The organism is Mesorhizobium sp. M7A.F.Ca.CA.002.15.2.1, from assembly GCF_003998715.1.
In the GTDB taxonomy this organism is placed as follows: domain Bacteria; phylum Pseudomonadota; class Alphaproteobacteria; order Rhizobiales; family Rhizobiaceae; genus Mesorhizobium; species Mesorhizobium ciceri.
In genome coordinates this window covers 1-1092 of record NZ_RZPI01001064.1, presented here as the reverse complement: position 1 = coordinate 1092, position 1092 = coordinate 1, and the positions used below count along the sequence as shown (strand labels likewise).

General features: G+C 67.2%; 2 protein-coding genes. Both read left to right on the top strand.

Annotated elements, in window-relative coordinates:
* A partial coding sequence (locus ENZ74_RS32615) for an XdhC family protein (RefSeq protein WP_164761435.1) occupies positions 1 to 166 on the top strand: 166 nt, incomplete at its 5' end.
* On the top strand, positions 163 to 1092 hold a 930-nt coding region (locus tag ENZ74_RS32610), incomplete at its 3' end, for a molybdopterin-binding protein (RefSeq protein WP_164761434.1). The genes ENZ74_RS32615 and ENZ74_RS32610, both read left to right, overlap by 4 nt.

The window sequence follows — 1092 nt, the reverse complement described above, 5'->3', positions numbered from 1 at the left end:
TTTGCTGGCGCTGGGCGCGAGCGCCGACCAGATCGCCCGTATTCATGCGCCGATCGGGCTCGATATTGGTGCTGCCAGCCCGGGAGAGATTGCTGTTGCGGTGTTGGCCCAGGCGATCCATGCCTTCCGCTCGCGCGGGCTGGACGCAAAAGGTGCGGCGGCGTGAAATTCGGACCGATCCCGATCGAGACGGCGGAAGGCGCGGTGCTGGCACACTCCACCACCGCTGGTGAACGCCGCTTCCGCAAGGCGCATAGGCTGAGCGCCGAAGATGTGGCGCTGCTACGGACTGCCGGTGTTTCCGAGGTCGTTGCGGCTGTTCTGGCTGAAGACGACCTCGGCGAGGATGCGGCCGCGCAAACGATTGCCGGGAGCATGGCCTTTCGCGGCATCGAAGCCAAGCCTGCCGCGACCGGGCGGGTCAACCTCCACGCCAAGGCGCCGGGCATCTTCACGGTCGATGCCGCTGCCATCGACGCCATCAATGCCATCGATCCCGCCATCACCATCGCCACGCTGGCGCAGCATGCGCCGGTCGAGAAAGGCCAGATGGTCGCGACGGTGAAGATCATTCCCTTCGCGGTCGGTTCAGCGCTGGTCGACGCTGCGACAGAAATCTGCGCCGCAGGCGAGATCTTTGCCGTCAATGCCTACCGGCCCGTGCGTGTCGGCGTCATCCAGACGGTTCTGCCGGGCATCAAGCCTTCCGTGCTCGACAAGACGCTGCGCGTCACCGAAGCGCGGCTGGCGCGCACCGGCGGCAGGCTGACGGCCGAGCGCCGCACGGCGCATGAGATCGCGCCGGTGGCGGAGGCCACGGCTTCCCTGGTGCGCGACAATGACATGGTGGTGATCTTCGGCGCCTCGGCGATGAGCGATTTCGCCGATGTCATTCCCGCGGCGATCGAGAGGGCGGGCGGTACCGTCGTCCGCGCCGGTATGCCGGTCGATCCCGGCAATCTGCTGGTGCTCGGTACGCTCGGCGGCAAGCACGTCATCGGCGCGCCCGGCTGCGCCCGCAGTCCCAAGGAGAACGGGTTCGATTGGGTGCTGGACCGATTGATCGCCGGTCTCGACGTGACCGCCAGGGAT